The 17,223-nt window shown below is 58.6% G+C and carries 18 protein-coding genes; 8 read left to right on the forward strand and 10 right to left on the reverse strand.

Translation table 11 applies throughout. From position 1 onward, the window contains the following. The first annotated feature begins 66 nt into the window (after positions 1–66). Positions 67–1,089 (forward strand): phage integrase, encoded by a 1,023-nt coding sequence (locus tag L6R44_RS21730; protein WP_045346979.1) that lies wholly within the window; start codon positions 67–69, stop codon positions 1,087–1,089. A gap of 86 nt (positions 1,090–1,175) precedes the next feature. Continuing rightward, entirely contained in the window at positions 1,176–1,586 is a 411-nt protein-coding gene (gene cueR / locus L6R44_RS21735) for a Cu(I)-responsive transcriptional regulator (protein WP_032638578.1), read from the forward strand. Here the strand turns inward: cueR and L6R44_RS21740 are convergent. Next, a complete protein-coding gene (locus tag L6R44_RS21740; RefSeq protein ID WP_032638581.1) occupies positions 1,583–2,035 on the reverse strand; it encodes an NfeD family protein in 453 nt (150 codons plus the stop codon). The genes cueR and L6R44_RS21740 overlap by 4 nt on opposite strands. Then, a complete protein-coding gene (locus L6R44_RS21745; protein WP_008499312.1) occupies positions 2,032–2,946 on the reverse strand; it encodes an SPFH domain-containing protein in 915 nt (304 codons plus the stop codon). Before L6R44_RS21745 ends, L6R44_RS21740 begins: the two co-directional genes overlap by 4 nt. A gap of 136 nt (positions 2,947–3,082) precedes the next feature. On the opposite strand from L6R44_RS21745, the gene fetA reads away from it, so the two are divergent. Together fetA and fetB are read left to right on the forward strand one after the other, a co-directional pair. Next, positions 3,083–3,760, forward strand: a complete 678-nt coding sequence (fetA, locus tag L6R44_RS21750; RefSeq protein WP_237425395.1) for an iron efflux ABC transporter ATP-binding subunit FetA — start codon at positions 3,083–3,085, stop codon at positions 3,758–3,760. Next, positions 3,696–4,529, forward strand: coding sequence for an iron efflux ABC transporter permease subunit FetB (gene fetB, locus L6R44_RS21755; protein WP_272930164.1), 834 nt, complete (start codon positions 3,696–3,698; stop codon positions 4,527–4,529). The genes fetA and fetB overlap by 65 nt, the downstream gene beginning before the upstream one ends. 49 nt (positions 4,530–4,578) lie before the next feature. Here fetB and L6R44_RS21760 read toward each other — a convergent pair whose 3' ends face one another. The 3 genes from L6R44_RS21760 to tesA are packed head-to-tail and all read right to left on the reverse strand — an operon-like array spanning position 4,579 to position 6,914. Next, positions 4,579–5,433, reverse strand: a complete 855-nt coding sequence (locus L6R44_RS21760; protein WP_045328421.1) for a co-chaperone YbbN — start codon at positions 5,431–5,433, stop codon at positions 4,579–4,581. Between the two features lie 58 nt (positions 5,434–5,491). Then, positions 5,492–6,262: an SDR family oxidoreductase gene (locus tag L6R44_RS21765; RefSeq protein ID WP_023310625.1), complete on the reverse strand. Its 771-nt coding sequence runs from the start codon at positions 6,260–6,262 to the stop codon at positions 5,492–5,494. 28 nt (positions 6,263–6,290) lie between these two features. After that, positions 6,291–6,914 carry a multifunctional acyl-CoA thioesterase I/protease I/lysophospholipase L1 gene (tesA, locus tag L6R44_RS21770; RefSeq protein WP_237425403.1) on the reverse strand — a complete coding sequence of 208 codons (624 nt, stop codon included), beginning with the start codon at positions 6,912–6,914 and terminating at the stop codon, positions 6,291–6,293. On the opposite strand from tesA, the gene ybbA reads away from it, so the two are divergent. The 3 genes from ybbA (at position 6,885) to L6R44_RS21785 (ending at position 11,311) form a co-directional block, all read left to right on the forward strand. After that, entirely contained in the window at positions 6,885–7,571 is a 687-nt protein-coding gene (gene ybbA / locus L6R44_RS21775; RefSeq protein WP_237425396.1) for a putative ABC transporter ATP-binding protein YbbA, read from the forward strand. The two genes, tesA and ybbA, sit on opposite strands and share 30 nt — an antisense overlap. Continuing rightward, the gene (ybbP, locus tag L6R44_RS21780) at positions 7,568–9,982 is read left to right on the forward strand and encodes a putative ABC transporter permease subunit YbbP (protein WP_237425397.1); all 2,415 of its coding nucleotides are present in this window, start codon (positions 7,568–7,570) and stop codon (positions 9,980–9,982) included. Before ybbA ends, ybbP begins: the two co-directional genes overlap by 4 nt. A gap of 183 nt (positions 9,983–10,165) precedes the next feature. Continuing rightward, positions 10,166–11,311 carry a porin gene (locus L6R44_RS21785; protein ID WP_237425398.1) on the forward strand — a complete coding sequence of 382 codons (1,146 nt, stop codon included), beginning with the start codon at positions 10,166–10,168 and terminating at the stop codon, positions 11,309–11,311. 88 nt (positions 11,312–11,399) lie between these two features. Here L6R44_RS21785 and mnmH read toward each other — a convergent pair whose 3' ends face one another. The 5 genes from mnmH to ppiB all read right to left on the reverse strand — a co-directional run bounded on the left by mnmH (position 11,400) and on the right by ppiB (position 15,467). Next, on the reverse strand, positions 11,400–12,470 hold the full coding sequence (gene mnmH / locus L6R44_RS21790; protein ID WP_237425399.1) for a tRNA 2-selenouridine(34) synthase MnmH: 1,071 nt from the start codon (positions 12,468–12,470) through the stop codon (positions 11,400–11,402). A gap of 84 nt (positions 12,471–12,554) precedes the next feature. Continuing rightward, positions 12,555–13,622 carry a 5-(carboxyamino)imidazole ribonucleotide synthase gene (gene purK / locus L6R44_RS21795; protein ID WP_237425400.1) on the reverse strand — a complete coding sequence of 356 codons (1,068 nt, stop codon included), beginning with the start codon at positions 13,620–13,622 and terminating at the stop codon, positions 12,555–12,557. Further along, positions 13,619–14,128 (reverse strand): 5-(carboxyamino)imidazole ribonucleotide mutase, encoded by a 510-nt coding sequence (purE, locus tag L6R44_RS21800; protein WP_032638601.1) that lies wholly within the window; start codon positions 14,126–14,128, stop codon positions 13,619–13,621. Before purE ends, purK begins: the two co-directional genes overlap by 4 nt. A gap of 118 nt (positions 14,129–14,246) precedes the next feature. Beyond that, positions 14,247–14,969 (reverse strand): UDP-2,3-diacylglucosamine diphosphatase, encoded by a 723-nt coding sequence (gene lpxH, locus L6R44_RS21805; protein ID WP_237425401.1) that lies wholly within the window; start codon positions 14,967–14,969, stop codon positions 14,247–14,249. A gap of 3 nt (positions 14,970–14,972) precedes the next feature. Further along, positions 14,973–15,467, reverse strand: coding sequence for a peptidylprolyl isomerase B (gene ppiB, locus L6R44_RS21810; protein ID WP_023334762.1), 495 nt, complete (start codon positions 15,465–15,467; stop codon positions 14,973–14,975). A gap of 174 nt (positions 15,468–15,641) precedes the next feature. Here ppiB and cysS point away from each other — a divergent pair, with 174 nt between their 5' ends. Next, positions 15,642–17,027, forward strand: coding sequence for a cysteine--tRNA ligase (cysS, locus tag L6R44_RS21815; RefSeq protein WP_237425402.1), 1,386 nt, complete (start codon positions 15,642–15,644; stop codon positions 17,025–17,027). Positions 17,028–17,223 lie beyond the last annotated feature (196 nt).

Here is a 17,223-nt window from a genome sequence, read left to right on the forward strand (position 1 = left end):
TATATAAACATTACATTTTCACTATTTGTTACCAGGATAGTGAATTCACCATTGGAGGGCTTCACTATGTCAGTTAAGAAGCTCGAAGATGGACGCTACGAAGTTGATGTAAGGCCGCGCGGGCGCGATGGAAAACGCATTCGGCGGAAGTTTGATAGAAAGGCAGATGCCCACGCATTTGAACGCAGTATCATTGCCAAATTTCAGAATCATGATTACCTGAACAAACCGGCAGATAAACGAAAACTAAGCGAGTTTATTGCGCTCTGGTGGCAGTTGATCGGACGAAACAAAAACTATGCAAATCGCAGATTGAGTGCGGTTAACTGTATTTGCCAAGATATGGGTGACCCTATGCTTTACCAGCTTGATGCACGATGCATTATTGATTACCGGGCATACCGACTGGAGCAGGGGATCAAGGCTTCAACGATAAATCATGACCTTTTCGCCTTGAGTGGGATTTTCAAGTCAATGGCGGAGATCGACGAGTTCCACGGAGAAAACCCCGTGACGTCTGTTGCCGCGTTGAAAGAACCCAAAACCGAAATGTCATATCTCACTCAGACCGAAGTTGATCGGCTTTTGTCGTTATGTACGGGTGATTACTACCGCATAGCAATATTGCTGTTGGCTACCGGTGCGAGGTGGGGGGAGGCATACAATCTGAAAGCGGAAAACATTGTCGGTAACAGAGTCATGTTTACCCTGACAAAAAACGGCGAAAGGCGCGTTGTTCCGATATCGGATGATATCGCCAGGATAATTAAACACAGGGAATCAGGGCGGCTTTTCCGAGTCAGTTACAAGACATTCCGTTTGAGGATGAAAGAAGCAAAGCCCAACTTGCCAGATGGACAGGCGGCCCACGCTTTGCGGCATACGTTCGCAACGCACTTCATGATGAAGGGGGGCAACATCATTGCCTTACAGCGAATTTTGGGTCATGCGGATATTTCGCAAACGATGGTTTACGCACACTTTGCACCAGACTATTTACTGGACGCTGTGAGCTATAATCCTCTAAGTGGAATGTCCACATTGTGTCCACACTCTGGAGGCAAAGCGGGGGATTTGCGGGTTAGTTAAGTCTGTAAAATACTGATTCGGCGCAGTACCTTACGGGGCTGCGCCTGTCAGAATCCCACCATCAAGGGGAAGGTCAAGGGGGAAATGTGAATATCAGTGACGTGGCAAAAAAAACCGGCTTAACCAGCAAGGCGATCCGCTTTTATGAAGAGAAGGGGCTGGTAACGCCGCCGCTGCGCAGCGAAAACGGCTACCGCAGCTATACGAAACTGCACATTGATGAGCTGACGCTGCTGCGTCAGGCCAGGCAGGTCGGGTTTAATCTGGAAGAGTGCGGCGAGCTGGTTAACCTGTTTAACGATCCAAAGCGCCACAGCGCCGACGTAAAAAAACGCACGCTGGAAAAGGTGGCCGAGATTGAACGCCACATCACCGAGCTGCAGGCGATGCGCGAACAGCTGCTGCAGCTTGCGGAGTCCTGTCCGGGGGATGACGGCGCCGACTGCCCGATTATCGACAATCTCGCAGGCTGCTGCCACCGCAAAACCCCCGCCTAGCAGGCTTTCACCCGCAGGGTAATGCCTTCCACCGCAATGACCTCAACCCGCGTGCCGGCGCTGAGGTCGTCGTCGGCCACCACCGGCCACGAGCTGTCGCCCACGCGCATATGCCCGCGCCCGTTCACCAGCGCGCTGTCGAGCGTAAAACGCTTGCCGACAATTTGCTGTCCGCGCTGGTTAAGATGCGCGTCGACGGGTTTCTGCTCGTTAACCCGTCGGTTAAGCCAGCGCCACCACAGCCACGCGGCCACCAGCGTCAGCGCGGCAAACAGCGCGCCCTGCCACGCCCAGTCCAGGGGAAGGATCCAGACCAGAAGACCCGTAATGACGGCGGCGATACCGCTCCAGAGCAGGTAGCCGTTGCCGCCCAGCATCTCCGCCGCCAGCAGTAAGCCACCGAGGCTTAGCCAGAAGGCATGGGGATGTGCAACAATCAGCTCAATCATTTTTTACGCTCGTTTCCGCTGTCTTTAATCAGTTCGGCAATACCGGCGATAGAGCCCATCAGGCTGCTGGCATCCAGCGGCATCATTACCACTTTGCTGTTGTTCGCGGAGCCGATCTCTTTCAGCGCGTCGGTATATTTTTGCGCGACGAAGTAGTTCACGGCCTGAATATCACCGGCGGCAATGGCCTCAGACACCATCTGGGTGGCGCGGGCTTCCGCCTCTGCGGAACGTTCGCGCGCTTCTGCCTGCAGGAAGGCGGACTGACGATCGCCTTCCGCTTTGAGGATCTGCGACTGTTTTTCCCCTTCGGCTTTGAGGATCTCCGCCTGACGCACCCCCTCGGCCTCCAGAATATAGGCGCGCTTGGTTCGCTCGGCCTTCATCTGGGCGTTCATGGAGGCGATCAGCTCCGCCGGCGGGCGCACGTCGCGGATCTCAATACGGGTGACTTTGATCCCCCACGGGTTGGTGGCCTCGTCAACAATGTGCAGCAGGCGGGTGTTGATGCTGTCGCGCTGGGAAAGCATCTCGTCCAGCTCCATCGAGCCGAGCACGGTACGGATGTTGGTCATCGTCAGGTTGACGATCGCCAGCTCCAGGTTGCTCACCTCATAGGCCGCTTTCGGCGCATCAATCACCTGAATAAAGCAGACCGCGTCGATGGTGACGTTGGCGTTATCCTTGGAGATCACCTCCTGGGAGGGAATGTCCAGCACCTGCTCCATCATGTTGATCTTGCGACCAATGCGGTCCATGAACGGAACAATCAGGCTTAACCCTGGCTGGAGCGTGTTGGTGTAGCGACCGAAGCGCTCAACGGTCCACTGATAACCCTGCGGGACAATTTTGACGCCTGCGCCGACGATAACCAGCGCAACGAAGATCAGGACCGGAACCACGATGAGCATAAAAACCTCCTGTTTTGCATGCTGTGACAGAAATAAAATCACTTTTTGTTGATCCTCAGTATACGAGGAAAGTCGCTTTACTATCACTCCTCGCCGTAAACTACTGCTAAATATTGGGATGAAGGCAGAAAGAAACATGAAGGATAACAGCGCGGTGTTAACCCTCGAGGACGTGGGCTACCGCACAGGCGGCACCACCATTTTGAACAACGTCAGCTTTAGCCTCTTGCCGGGCGAGTTCCGACTGATTACCGGCCCTTCGGGCTGCGGGAAAAGTACGCTGCTTAAAATAATTGCGTCGCTGCTCACGCCAACGTCGGGAAAAATCGTCTTTGAAGGGAAGGATATTTCAACGCTTTCACCCGAGGCCTACCGCCAGCAGGTCTCTTACTCGGTGCAAACGCCGAGCCTGTTCGACAGCACGGTGTATGACAACCTGATTTTCCCGTGGCAAATCCGGCACAAGACGCCCGATCCTGAACGGTTTTCTGCCGATCTGGCGCGCTTTAATCTGCCGCCGGACACCCTGACAAAGTCCGTTTCCGAACTGTCGGGCGGCGAAAAGCAGCGGGTGTCGCTGATCCGCAACCTGCAGTTTTTGCCGAAGGTGTTATTGCTGGACGAAATAACCAGCGCGCTCGATGACGCCAACAAGCGCAACGTCAACGAGATTATCCATCGCTACGCCCGGGAGCAGAATATTGCCGTGCTTTGGGTAACGCATGACGCAAACGAAATTACCCATGCGGATGACGCGATCACGCTCCAGCCGCACGGCGGAAAAATGCAGGAGGCCAACCGTGGGCGAGCATAACATTACGAACGAATCCCTGGCGTTTTCGATGGTGCTGGTGCTGATTGCGATTGTGGTCAGCTACCGGGAAAAGCTGGGGCTGGAAAAAGATATCGTGTGGAGCATCTGCCGGGCGGTGATTCAGCTCATCATCGTCGGCTATGTGCTGAAGTATATTTTCAACGTCAACCACGCGGTGCTGACGCTGCTGATGGTGCTCTTTATCTGCTTTAACGCGGCGTGGAACGCGCAAAAACGCAGTAAATACATTGATAAGGCGTTTATCTCGTCGTTAATCGCCATTACCACCGGGACGGCGCTCACGCTGGCGGTGCTGGTGTTCTCCGGCTCGATTGCGTTTACGCCGATGCAGGTTATCCCTATCTCCGGGATGATTGCGGGCAACGCCATGGTGGCCGTGGGGCTGTGCTATAACAACCTCGGGCAGCGCTTCAGCAGCGAACAGCAGCAGCTTCAGGAGAAATTAAGCCTGGGGGCGACCCCGAAAGTGGCTTCCGCGCGGCTGATCCGTGAGAGCATTCGCTCATCGCTGATCCCGACGGTCGATTCCGCCAAAACGGTGGGGCTGGTGAGCCTGCCGGGCATGATGTCGGGGCTGATTTTTGCCGGTATCGACCCGGTAAAAGCGATTAAGTATCAGATCATGGTGACGTTTATGCTGCTTTCTACGGCAAGCCTCTCCACCATCATTGCCTGCTACCTGACCTATCGGAAGTTCTACAACGCGCGCCACCAGCTGGTGGTGACGCAGTTAAAGAAAACGGGTTAAGCCTGTTTTGTAGGCCCGGTAAGCGTCAGCGCCACCGGGCATTTTTTTGTCAGTACAGCAGCGCGTAAAGCTGACGGCGATACTTCGACGCCAGCGCGTCGCCGGTGCCCAGCGCGGCCAGGATCTCCTGGAACATCTTGCGCGCCTGACCGTCTGCGGCAGCCAGGTCTTTTTGCAGATGGCTGAACAGCAGCTCGAGCGCCTCTTCGTTACGCCCCACCTGGTGCAGCTGCAGCGCCAGCTGGCTTGCCAGCGCGGCGTCCGCCGGGTTGTCGGCAACCTGCTGCTGCAGCTGCTGAATTTCCGGGGTGTCCGCCGCCTGCTTCAGCAGCTCAATCTGGGCAACCAGCCCCTGATAGCGGGTGTCCTGATCCTGGAGCGGAACCGTTCTGAGTACGGCTTCCGCGTCCTCTGAACGGTGCAGGGCGATCTGCGTTTCCGCCAGCAGCAGGCCAATCTGGCTGTTCTGATTCGACAGCTGCCACGCCTCTTTCAGCAGCGGCAGCGCCTCGTCGTATTTGCCTTCCTGCATCAGCGCCATGCCTTCCTGCGCCTTCAGCTCCTCTTCGCGCGGCAGCACTTTATCCAGCAGGGCGCGGATAGCCTCTTCCGGCTGCGGCCCCTGGAAGCCGTCAACAGGCTGACCGTTCTGGAACAGATAGACGGTTGGGATGGCGCGCAGACCAAACTGAGACGCCACCATCGGCTCGGCGTCGCAGTCGAGTTTCGCGAGAATGAACTGACCGTTGTACTGGGCGGCAAGGCTTTCCAGCACCGGCGTCAGCTGCAGACAGTGCTGGCTACGTTCAGACCAGAAGTAGAACAGGACCGGTTTGGTCATCGACTGTTCAAGGGTCTGTTGCAGGTTTGCTTCAGTGATATTGACGATATTCTGTACGGACATGCGGCTTTCTCTTTTGTCGGTTTGTTCTTTACATGGGGATGCGCGTCGCCGCTTCAACTCAGCCGTGTAAAATTTTGTCCATCATCCGGCCCGGCAGCAGGCGTTTTAACCAGCCTACGGCGTGGGTGACCAGCGTCACCGGATAGCGCATTTTGGGATGTTCACTCTCAAAAGCATGGCGCACTTTGGCCACCACCGCCTCGGGCCCGAGGGTAAAGCGTGCGGCAATGCCGGGATTTTCGACCGGTTTATCCGCCTGCGTCTGGTTCACGTTTTCGGTAAAGCGGGTGCGGATCGGGCCGGGCTCAATCAGGCTGACCTTTATGCCGCTGTGGCGCAGCTCCATGCGCAGGGCGTCGGACCAGGCCTCCAGCGCATATTTGCTGGCGGCGTAGGCGCCGCGGCCCGGGGTGGAAATCAGCCCCATCACCGACGACGTCATTACGATGCGCCCTTCACCGTGCGGCAGCATCGCGGGAAGCAGGCGCATGGTGAGCTGATGGACGCCGAAGAAGTTGGTCGAAAACTGCTTCTCCAGCGTGTCGCGGGAGAGGGTATCCAGCGGGCCATATACGCCGTAGCCGGCATTGTTAAAGAGCCCGTACAGACGATTGTCGGTCAGCGCAATCACTTCATCAGCGGCACGCTCAACGCTCTCCGGCGAGTCCATATCCAGCAGCACGCCGGTAAAGCCCAGCCCGTTCATGCGTTCGACATCGTCGGGTTTGCGGCAGGCCGCCAGCACCCGAAACCCCTGGCGCTTCAGTTCGAGCGCGCTTTCCAGGCCGATTCCGCTGGAACATCCTGTAATTAAGACCGATTTTTGCATAACTTTACCTGTCAGGATCTCCGCTTAATCAGGAGTCATGTTTAACTAAAGGAGCCAGCCGCGTTGCCATCCAGTCGGCAATAAACGGCTGCGCATCGCGGTTGGGGTGGATCCCGTCGTCTTGCATCCACTGGGGTTTGAGATAGACCTCCTCCATGAAAAATGGCAGCAGCGGAATATCAAACTCTTTGGCAAGCTTAGGGTAGATCGCGCTAAAGGCTTCATTATACCGACGACCGTAGTTAGCGGGCAGGCGAATTTGCATCAGCAGCGGCTGGGTGTTTGCCGCCTTGATGTCCTGCAAAATGGTGCGCAGCGTCTGTTCCGTCTGCTGAGGCTGGAAACCGCGCAATCCATCGTTGCCGCCAAGCTCCACCAGCACCCAGCGAGGCTGGTGCTGTTTGAGCAGTGCAGGCAGGCGCGACAGGCCCTGCTGCGAGGTATCGCCGCTAATGCTGGCGTTGATTACAGCCGTTTTGCTCTGCCATTTGTCATTGAGCAGAGCGGGCCAGGCCGCGCTGGCCGCCATGCGATAGCCTGCGCTCAGGCTGTCGCCCAGAACCAGTAACGTGTCCGCTGCCGCCGCGCGGAAAGTCATCAGAATCAAAAACAGGAAGGGCAAATGCCAGCGGAAAACAGTGTTGAAGTTCATCATCTTAAGAAGTCCGTCGGTCAGGGGGAACACGAGCTTTCCATCCTTACCGGAGTTGAACTCGTTGTCAAACGCGCTGAAACCATCGCGCTGATTGGCGAATCCGGTTCCGGTAAGTCCACGCTGCTGGCGATTCTGGCCGGCCTCGATGACGGCAGCAGCGGGGAGGTCCACCTTGTCGGGCAGCCGCTGCACCAGCTTGATGAAGAGGCGCGGGCCGCGCTGCGCGCGCGTCACGTTGGTTTTGTCTTTCAGTCCTTTATGCTGATCCCGACCCTGAACGCGCTGGAAAACGTCGAACTCCCGGCGCTGCTGCGCGGTGAAAACAGCCGTGAAAGCCGCGCTCACGCGAAGGCGCTGCTGGAACAGCTCGGCCTGGGTAAACGTCTTGACCATCTTCCCGCCCAGCTCTCCGGCGGCGAGCAGCAGCGCGTGGCGCTGGCGCGGGCGTTTAACGGCCGCCCGGAAGTGCTGTTTGCCGATGAGCCCACCGGCAACCTTGACCGTAAAACCGGAGACCGGATTGCCGACCTGCTGTTTTCGCTCAACCGCGAGCACGGCACTACGCTTATCCTCGTGACCCACGATCCGCAGCTGGCCGCACGCTGCGACCGTCGCCTGCGGCTGGTCAACGGTACGCTTCAGGAGGAGGCATGATTACCCGCTGGTTCTGGCGCGAGTGGCGCTCCCCCTCGCTGCTGATTGTCTGGCTGGCGCTAAGCCTGGCGGTGGCCTGCGTGCTGGCGCTCGGCAGCGTCAGCGACCGCATGGAAAAAGGGCTCAGCCAGCAGAGCCGGGAGTTTATGGCCGGGGATCGGACGCTGCAAAGCTCCCGTTCCGTGCCGCCGGGCTGGATTGAAGAAGCGCGCAAAGAAGGGCTGAAGGTAGGCGAGCAGATTACCTTCCAGACCATGACGTTTGCGGGCGACACGCCGCAGCTGGCGAGCGTCAAGGCCGTGGATGACGTCTACCCGATGTACGGCGAACTGCAAACCAGCCCGTCGGGGCTAAAACCCGCGCCCGGCACGGTGCTGCTGGCATCGCGTCTGATGGCGCTTCTGAACCTGAAGCCCGGTGACAGCATTGACGTCGGCGATGCCACGCTGAAAATCGCCGGGGAGGTGGTGCAGGAGCCTGACTCTGGGTTTAACCCGTTCCAGCTCGCGCCGCGCCTGCTGATGAACACGGCGGACGTCCCGGCAACCCATGCCGTGCAGCCGGGCAGCCGCGTCACCTGGCGCTATAAGTTTGGCGGCACGCCTGCCCAGCTGGACGCGTATGAGAAATGGCTGCTGCCGCAGCTAAAACCCGAGCACCGCTGGTACGGGATGGAGCAGGACGAAGGGGCGCTCGGCAAATCACTTGAGCGTTCTCAGCAGTTCCTGCTGCTGTCTGCGCTGTTGACCCTGCTGCTGGCGGTGGCGGCGGTGGCCGTGGCGATGGGGCACTACTGCCGCAGCCGTTACGACCTGGTGGCGATCCTCAAAACCCTGGGGGCGGGCAGGGCGCAGCTGCGCAAGCTGATTGTTGGCCAGTGGCTGATGCTGCTGGCCCTGTCGGCGCTGACCGGCGGAATAATGGGCCTGCTGTTTGAAAAACTGCTGATGGTGATGCTGAAACCGGTGCTTCCGGCCGCGTTGCCGCCCGCCAGCCTCTGGCCGTGGCTGTGGGCGATGGGCGCGATGACGGTGATTTCGCTGCTGGTGGGGCTACGGCCTTACCGCCTGCTGCTTGCGACGCAGCCGCTGCGCGTGCTTCGCAACGACGTGGTGGCGAACGTCTGGCCGCTGAAGTTCTACCTGCCGGTGATTATCGCGGTGGCGGTTGGGCTGCTGGCCTGGCTGATGGGCGGCAGCACGCTGCTGTGGGCGGTACTGGCCGGGGCGGTTGTGCTGGCGCTGCTGTGCGGCGTGCTGGGCTGGATACTGCTCAACGTCCTGAAACGCCTGACCGTGAAATCCCTGCCCGTGCGCCTGGCGGTCAACCGCCTGCTGCATCAGCCGTGGTCAACGCTCAGCCAGCTGTCGGCCTTTTCGCTGTCGTTTATGCTGCTGGCGCTGCTGCTGGTGCTGCGCGGCGATCTGCTCGACCGCTGGCAGCAGCAGCTTCCCCCGGAAAGCCCGAACTATTTCCTGATCAACATCGCGCCTGAGCAGGTTGCGCCGCTAAAGGCTTTCCTGTCGGAGCATCACATTATTCCCGAGTCGTTCTATCCCATCGTTCGCGCGCGTCTGACGCAGATCGACGGTCAGCCAACGGAGGGGAACAAGGACGAGTCGCTGAACCGCGAGCTGAACCTGACCTGGCAGGAGAAACGTCCAGACCACAACCCGATCGTTGCCGGCACCTGGCCGCCGAAAGCGGGGGAAGTGTCGATGGAAGAGGGGCTGGCGACGCGTCTGAACGTGAAGCTGGGAGACAGCGTCACCTTCACCGGCGATACCCAGGATTTTACCGCCAAAGTCACCAGCCTGCGTAAAGTCGACTGGGAAAGCCTGCGGCCCAACTTCTTCTTTATCTTCCCGCCGGGGGCGCTGGACGGACAGCCCCAGAGCTGGCTGACCAGCTTCCGCTGGGAACACGGCAACGGCATGCTGACCCAGCTTAACCGGGAATTCCCAACGGTCAGCCTGCTGGATATCGGCGCGATCCTGAAGCAGGTGGGGCAGGTGCTGGAGCAGGTGAGCCGGGCGCTGGAGGTGATGGTGGTGCTGGTGACGATCTGCGGCGTGCTGTTGCTGCTGGCCCAGGTGCAGGTAGGCATGCGCCAGCGCCATCAGGAGCTGGTAGTTTACCGCACTCTGGGGGCCGGAAAGCGGCTGCTGCGAATGACGCTCTGGAGCGAGTTTGCCCTGCTGGGGCTGGTGGCGGGTTTAGTGGCGGCCATTGGTGCCGAGACGGCGCTGGCGGTGCTGCAGACAAAGGTCTTCGACTTCCCGTGGGAGCCTGACTGGCGTCTGTGGCTGATCCTGCCTCTGTGCGGCGCGGGGCTGCTTTCTCTCTGCGGCGGCTGGCTCGGTACGCGGCTGCTGAAGGGCAAAGCCCTGTTCCGTCAGTTTGTGAATTGATTCGATGTAGTGATAATGACGCACCGGATATACGTGCCGGTGCGTCATGTTTAAATGGCACAAAGTGATAATACCCACTCATTTAGTAGCACAAAACATTAAAAACCTGTCCACACAGCCCGATTATTTCCAGTTAATATTCACGCGCTAAATATTTAGCAGCGTGTCTATTAAGGAAAAATAATGACTATAAAAAAATCAGCGCTGGCGGCAACGATCGGCGCGGCAGTGGCATTAACGACCTTCGCTTCTCAGGCGGAAATCACCGTTCTTAAGCAGGATCCGCAGGCGGGTAACCCGCTGAGCCGCCTGAACTTCACCGTTGGCGGCAGTATTCGTCCTCAGTTCCAGAACATGACCGGCGACGACGGTAAAAATAGCTACAAGCGTAACGGCTTTGACGGCGGCACCCGCTTCCGTTTCGCAGCAGACTACTACCTGTTTGATGACATCAGCTGGGTAAGCTACTACGAGCTGGGCGTGAACATTCCCGCGCAGTTTAACTGGGATAACCACTACGCCGACGGCGCACACGACACCACGCGTCGTATGCTCTACACCGGCCTGAAGAGCGACACCTGGGGTACGCTGACCTTCGGTCAACAGAACAGCGTGTACTATGATGTGGTGGGCGCGAAAACCGATATCTGGGACTACGACATGATCGGCCAGGCTCCGGGTAACGGGATCAACGGCGACTACGACGGTTCTTACCGTTCACGCCAGATGCTGAAATACAAGAAAACCGTGGGCGATGCCGACATCTATGCATCCTACCTGTTTGAAGACAGCGAATACCTGCCGGGTAACGGCCTGCGCTACAAGCGTAAAGGCGGCGGCTCGCTGGGTCTGGACTACCACCTGACCACCGATCTGACCTGGGGCGCCGCGTGGAACTACACCCGCGCCGACATGCGTAACCCGGACAACGGCGACAGCAAAACCTACGACCAGAACATCCTCGGTACCGCGCTGAGCTGGACGCCGGACAACTGGACCTTCTCCGCAGGCGGCGGCTGGTACCAGAACTTCCTGACCACCAAAAAAGTGTCTGTTAACGACTACTTCGCGGGCGACGCGTGGGGTATTGAGTACTTCGCAGGGTACAAATTCCCAATCGGTCAGTACGCGGTGAAATCCATCCAGCCTTACTTCATGGGTGACCGTATTCAGTACGTAAATGGCCGTAACTACCAGCGTATCGATAACGGCGTGGGTATCAGCTTCCAGCTGGATTACGGTTTCCGCGTGGATTACGAACACGTGTTCACCTCCAGCACCGACAACCTGGGCGACATGAACCTGGTGCGTCTGCGTTACGACTTCTAAGTCGTCTGTTCCCCGGTGGCGCTGCGCTTACCGGGGCTACAAAAGCACGCGTAGGCCGGGTAAGGCACAGCCGCCACCCGGCTTTCTTTTAGTTATTAAGCCAGTCCGCGACCTCGGCATACGTCCCGCGATACACAATCTTCTCCGCCTTTTTCCCCAGCTGATAGCCGTACATCGGGTCGTAATAGTCGTTCAGCAGCGGCACAAGCCAGCTGAAGTGCGCCTCAGTGCTTCCGGAACGCTGTTGTTCCAGCAGCGCGGAATCCAATAAAGCGGTAAATTCCGCAAAACGCTGCAGCCCCAGACGGCGGCGAATGGCGAACAGGCCGTGGTGCAGGTATGCGCTGTACTCTTTCCAGCCCGCCTCTTCCCCGTAGGCCGCAGAAAAGTCCGCCCACATATGGTCGAAGTACTCTTCGCGCAGGCGCTCAAGACGGACGTCAAACGGGTCCTCGACCACAACGATAGGGGCTTCAACCATGCGGTCGCGCAGGCACTCCGGCAGGTGGTTGGATCCAATCATCCGGCCCTCGTCCTCCAGCACCCAGCGCGCGGCATCTTTCTTTAACAGCTCGACCGCAAGGTAATTTTCAAAGCTGGCCTGGGGGAGCTGCGGCGTGAGCGTGCGGCCAAACGACGAACCGCGGTGGTGCGCCAGCCCTTCCAGATCGATACCCTGCGCGTGCTGCTTCACCAGCAGGGTTTTCCCGTTTCCGGTACAGCCGCCGATAAGCACCATCGGCTTTTGCGACTGCTCAATCGTCACCTGAATCGCCGTCTGGCGCAGGGCCTTATAGCCGCCGCGGATGAGCGGGTAGTCGACACCCGCCGCTTTTAGCCAGGCCTGCGAGATATGCGAGCGCTGACCGCCGCGCGCGCAGCAGAGAAAGCCCTCAGGATGGGCCTGGCTGGCTTCACGCCAGGCGTTGATGCGAGCCTCGCGCGTCTCGCCGCTCACCAGGCGGTGGCCGAGCGCCAGCGCGGCCTCGGGGCCCTGACGTTTATAGCAGGTGCCGACGGCGGCGCGTTCGTCGTCGTTCATCAACGGCAGGTTAAGGGCGGCGGGCATCGCGCCCTGGGCAAATTCGATCGGCGCGCGAACGTCGATTAAAGGGGTATCAGACGCGAGGATCGCGCGATAGTCCGTTCCATCGTTCATGGTTATTCCAGAAGAAAACTCAGCAGCAATGGGCGGGGATTGTACGCCGGGGAAGGGGAAGGTCAACTCCCCGGCGCGATTGTCTTACTTAAGCTTTGACTGTGCCCAGACGATGCCGCTCGCGTATTCCGGCGGCAGGAGCGGGACCATCGCTTCCAGCGTGGCGCTCAGGCGGCCGGCGTCGCTGTCGTTCAGGTTCAGGTGGCCGACCTTACGACCCTCGCGCACCTCTTTGTCATACCAGTGCAGATGCACCAGAGGCAGCTTCAGCCAGTCGTAGTTCAGATCGGTCCCGATCAGGTTGATCATCACCGACGGGCTGTTCACCACCGGCTGCGGCAGCGGCAGGTCCGTAATGGCGCGCAGATGCAGTTCGAACTGGCTGATGGACGCGCCGTTTTGCGTCCAGTGGCCGCTGTTGTGCACGCGCGGCGCCAGCTCGTTAATCAGCAGGCCGGACGGCGTAACGAAACACTCCATCGCCATCACGCCCACGTAGCCCAGTTCGTGCATGATGGCCGAGAGCATATCTTCCGCCTGCGCCTGCTGGTCAGCGTTGGCGTGCGGGAAGGCGACGCTGGTGCGCAGAATGCCGTCCTGATGCAGGTTATGCGTCAGCGGATAAAAGACGGTGTGCCCGTCGTGCCCGCGCGCGCCAACCAGCGACACTTCGCCGCTAAAGTTAATGCCCTGCTCAACGATGCACTCGCCGTAGCAGTCGTCCGGCAGTTCGGCAGTCTCGTTTGCGCGCAGGCGCCACTGGCCGCGCCCGTCGTAACCGCCCACGCGGCGCTTCACGATTGCCAGCTCGCCCAGCATCGCGAAAACATCATTCCATTCGCTTTTATCGGACAACAGCTGCCACGGCGCGGTCGGCAGGCCGAGCTTGTCGAAAAGCTGCTTCTGCGTCAGACGGTCGGCAATGATGGGAAACACGTCGCGGTTAACGAAGGCGTTATGGCGCGCCAGCTCGCGGGTCAGGGCGGTTTCCGGCCAGCGTTCGATCTCGGCGGTGATCACGCTCTGGTGGAACGGTACCGCTTCAGGCTCGGCGTCCAGCCCGACGGGCCAGACGGCAATACCCAGCGGCTCGCCGGCCTGACGCAGCATGCGGCCTAGCTGGCCGTTACCGAGGACGCAAACCTGCTTCATGCCGCACCCCGCGGGTCCGGGTTGTCCAGCACCTCGTCGGTCTGGGCTTTACGCCAGTCCGCCAGACGCTGGCGTAAGTCTTTATCGTGCGTCGCCAGAATCTGCGCCGCCAGCAGGGCTGCGTTTGCCGCACCCGCTTTACCAATCGCCAGCGTGCCGACGGGAATACCGCGCGGCATCTGGACGATAGAATAGAGGCTATCCACACCGCTTAACGCGGCGCTTTGTACCGGGACGCCGAGAACCGGCACCAGGGTTTTCGCGGCAATCATGCCGGGCAGATGTGCTGCGCCGCCCGCACCGGCAACGATCACCTCATAGCCGTTCTCTTCGGCGCTTTCGGCGAAGCTGAACAGTTTGTCCGGGGTACGGTGCGCGGAGACCACTTCTACGTGGTGCGGAACATTCAGGATTTCAAAGATTTCGGCGGCGAACTGCATGGTGGCCCAGTCGCTTTTGGACCCCATCACGATGGCGACACGCGCCGGATTATTGCGGGAAGACATGCGTCTTAAAACTCCTGTGGTGCGAAACACACTGCTTTCGAGGGCACAGAGAATAGCATGGAATATCGGCAAGGAAAACGGTTGCGCGGTTAAAGACGCCGCAAAATCGCGCGGATAATCAGAACGGAAAAGCGATAAGTTCGACGCCGCCGGGCGTGACTTTCACCATCGATCCTTCGCTGTGCCACGCGCCTAATACCACACGGTGTGCGGGCTGGCCGTTGGCGATAAGGGTATGTACGTCAGGACGATGGGTATGGCCGTGGATCAGCCACTGAACGCGGTGCTTTTCCATGACGTCCACCACGGCCTGCGGGTTCACGTCCATGATGGTCATGGATTTGCTGCTGTTGGCGGCTTTACTGCCCGCGCGCATTCTGGCGGCGATACGGTTGCGAATAAACAGCGGCAGGGCAAGGAACACCTTCTGGATCCACGGGGTGTGGACCTTGGCGCGAAACGCCTGGTAGCCGGTATCGTCAGTGCAGAGCGTGTCGCCGTGCACGATCAGGACCTTGCGGCCATAGAGGTCGAGCACCTGCTCTTCCGGCAGCAGCGTCATGCCGCTTTCGCGGGCGTAGCGCTTGCCGATCAGGAAATCGCGGTTGCCGTGAATGAAGTAGCAGGGAACGCCGGACTCAACCAGCGCCTTTATAGCGGAGGCCATTTCGCGGTGCAACGGGTCAGGATCGTCGTCGCCAATCCAGGCTTCAAAGAGGTCGCCGAGGATGTACAGCGCGTCGGCGCTTTTCGCTTCACCGCGTAAAAAACGCAGAAAACCGGCGGTTATCGCCGGTTCTTCTGTTTGCAGATGCAGATCCGCAATAAAGAGTGTCGCCACGAATTACTCGCTGACGGTCACGCTTGTAATCACAACGTCTTCTTTAGGAACGTCCTGGTGCATGCCGCTGCGGCCGGTAGAGACGGCTTTGATCTTGTCGACCACGTCCATACCTTCAACCACTTCTGCGAATACGCAGTAGCCCCAACCCTGCAGGCTTTCGCCGGAGAAGTTCAGGAAGTCGTTGTCAGCCACGTTGATGAAGAACTGCGCGGTCGCTGAGTGAGGCGCCTGAGTACGGGCCATCGCCAGGGTACCACGGGTGTTTTTCAGGCCGTTGTTGGCTTCGTTTTTGATCGCTTCTTTGGTCGCTTTCTGGTTCATGCCAGGTTCGAAACCGCCGCCCTGGATCATAAAGCCGTTGATCACGCGGTGGAAAATGGTGTTGTTGTAGAAACCTTCGCGGCAGTAGTCCAGGAAGTTTTTAACTGTTTCAGGCGCTTTGTCATCAAAGGTTTTGATTACGATATCGCCATGATTAGTGTGGAAAGTAACCATTTTTGCATCCTGTTCCGTTATTGTGGTACGTCGACCCGCGTTCGGGTCATCTATAGGGGCCTGTTATAGCATAACCACAGGATGCGATCACCTTGCATTGTGTGCTGCTTCGGGTTTGAATTACGGGTAGAATAGCCGGTTTTCAACCACACACGTGTTTACATGGAATCTTCGATGTTAAAAATCTTTAATACAATGACGCGCCAAAAAGAGGAATTTAAACCTATCCATGCCGGGGAAGTCGGCATGTACGTGTGTGGTATTACGGTTTACGATCTCTGTCATATCGGCCATGGCCGTACCTTTGTCGCCTTCGACGTGGTGTCGCGCTACCTGCGTTTTCTGGGCTACAACCTGAAATACGTGCGTAATATCACCGACATCGACGACAAAATCATCAAGCGCGCTAATGAAAACGGCGAAAGCTTCGTTGCGCTGGTGGATCGCATGATCGTCGAAATGCACAAAGATTTTGACGCCCTTAATATTCAGCGCCCGGACAGCGAGCCGCGCGCAACCCACCATATTCACGAAATTATCGACATCACCGAAAAGCTGATCGCGCGCGGTCACGCCTACGTTGCGGATAACGGCGACGTGATGTTCTCCGTGCCGACGGACCCAACCTACGGCGCGCTTTCCCGTCAGGACCTGGACCAGCTCCAGGCCGGCGCGCGCGTTGACGTGGTTGACGTGAAGCGTAACCCGATGGACTTTGTGCTGTGGAAAATGTCGAAAGAGGGTGAGCCAAGCTGGCCATCCCCGTGGGGCGAAGGCCGTCCGGGCTGGCACATTGAATGTTCCGCCATGAACTGCAAACAGCTGGGCAAACATTTCGATATTCACGGTGGCGGTTCGGATCTGATGTTCCCGCACCACGAAAACGAAATCGCCCAGTCCACCTGCGCCCACGGCGGCGAGTACGTGAACTACTGGATGCACTCCGGGATGGTGATGGTTGACCGCGAGAAGATGTCGAAATCGCTGGGTAACTTCTTCACCGTGCGCGACGTGCTGAAATATTACGACGCGGAAACCGTGCGCTACTTCCTGATGTCCGGCCACTATCGCAGCCAGCTGAACTACAGCGAAGAGAACCTGAAGCAGGCCCGCTCGGCGCTGGAGCGTCTGTACACCGCGCTGCGCGGTACCGACAAATCTGTTCCTGCGGCAGGCGGCGAGGCGTTCGAAGCGCGCTTCATTGAGGTGATGAACGATGACTTCAACACCCCGGAAGCGTACTCCGTGCTGTTTGATATGGCGCGCGAAGTGAACCGCCTGAAGTCAGAAGATATGGCCGCGGCGAATGCGCTGGCGTCCCATCTGCGTAAGCTCTCCTCCGTGCTCGGCCTGCTGGAGCAGGAGCCGGACGTGTTCCTGCAGAGCGGTGCGCAGGCGGACGACGGCGAAGTGGCGGAGATTGAAGCGTTGATCAAAGCGCGTCTGGAAGCGCGTCAGGCGAAAGACTGGGCGGCGGCAGACGCGGCGCGTAACCGTCTGACCGAGATGGGTATTATTCTGGAAGACGGCCCGCAGGGCACCACCTGGCGCCGTAAGTAATTTTTCCCTCACCCTAACCCTCTCCCAAAGGGAGAGGGAATTGTTAGGTTTTCTCCCTCTCCCCGTGGGAGAGGGCCGGGGTGAGCAGCTGTGTTTAAAGTCAACAGCTGACGACTAATCTGCCGCCCATTTTTTATTGTCCCGCACCATCGCATTCAGGATTGTTACCAGCTTTCTGACGCAGGCTGTCATCGCC

Source organism: Enterobacter cloacae complex sp. ECC445 (assembly GCF_021892025.1).
In the GTDB taxonomy this organism is placed as follows: domain Bacteria; phylum Pseudomonadota; class Gammaproteobacteria; order Enterobacterales; family Enterobacteriaceae; genus Enterobacter; species Enterobacter chengduensis.